The organism is Klebsiella sp. HMSC25G12 (assembly GCF_001807705.1).
Classification (GTDB): domain Bacteria; phylum Pseudomonadota; class Gammaproteobacteria; order Enterobacterales; family Enterobacteriaceae; genus Klebsiella; species Klebsiella variicola.
In genome coordinates this window covers 1-933 of record NZ_KV789884.1, presented here as the reverse complement: position 1 = coordinate 933, position 933 = coordinate 1, and the positions used below count along the sequence as shown (strand labels likewise).

Annotated in this window: 1 protein-coding gene; it reads left to right on the top strand. The window is 57.4% G+C overall.

Annotation, left to right across the window (positions count from 1 at the left end):
• The gene (locus HMPREF3096_RS12840) at positions 1-834 is read left to right on the top strand and encodes an N-6 DNA methylase (RefSeq protein WP_032426742.1); all 834 of its coding nucleotides are present in this window, start codon (positions 1-3) and stop codon (positions 832-834) included.
• The last annotated feature ends 99 nt before the right edge of the window (positions 835-933 follow it).

Below are 933 nucleotides of genomic sequence, written 5' to 3'. Positions count from 1 at the left end.
ATGTCACAGCTGAGTTTTGCCGATGTGTTCAATCTGGCCAGAGAAACTGCGGATAACAGCCCTGTCATTCAGGCAGGGCAGCAGATCGCGGAAACGGTGCCCACGGTTCATCGTATGATGAGCGAGCAGTACAGCCGGGGCCGTTTTATCCGCGTATTTAAGGATACGGGCCGCCATCTGGGGCGCTGGGAAGTGTTCAGTGATTTTCTGTCGCTTGCCGCCAGCGAGCTGGATATGGCCCGGATACGAACGCCGGAGAGCATGGAGCACTGCCGGAAAATCTGCGCCCGGTACGAGGCCACCGACATCGCGAACATGCAGGAAATGTTCTGCCTGATGGTGTGTGCGCTGGAGGCGAAATTTCATGATTTCCTCGGCGCGATTTTTATGGAGCTTGAGCTGGGTGATAACTTTCGCGGGCAGTATTTTACCCCGTATTCCGTGCAGTGTCTGATGGCGCGAATGCTGATGCCAGGCGTCAGAGACACTATCCGCCGGGAAGGGATTGCCACCGTCAGCGATCCGGCGTGTGGGGCCGCAGGGATGCTGATCGCCTATGCAGAGTGCCTGCTTGAAGCGGATATTAACCCCTCAATGCACATGTTCGGCAGCTGCATTGACATCGATCCGGTGGCGGCAGATATGGCATTCATCCAGCTGTCACTGCTGGGGATAGCAGCGGAAGTGGTGACGGGCAACACGCTCACGATGCAGATCCGGCGGGTCAGGTATACCCCGGTTTTCTACCTCAATGACTTTGAAAAACGACTGGCAGATCTGCGCCGGTTCAGGGCTATGCGGGACTTTATGCGCGGAATACAGGAGGCCGCGTAAATAACCGGAAGGGCAGGGGATAACCTGCCCGACTGCGCTGAAAGGCCGCAGCGCCTGTGGCGCTGAATAATACCGGCTGCGCTACGCGCCGCCCGTATT

What these genes read in the sequence shown, in the direction of transcription:
- HMPREF3096_RS12840 (WP_032426742.1), top strand. Translation starts at nt 1, where the DNA reads ATGTCACAGCTGAGTTTTGCCGATGTGTTCAATCTGGCCAGAGAAACT.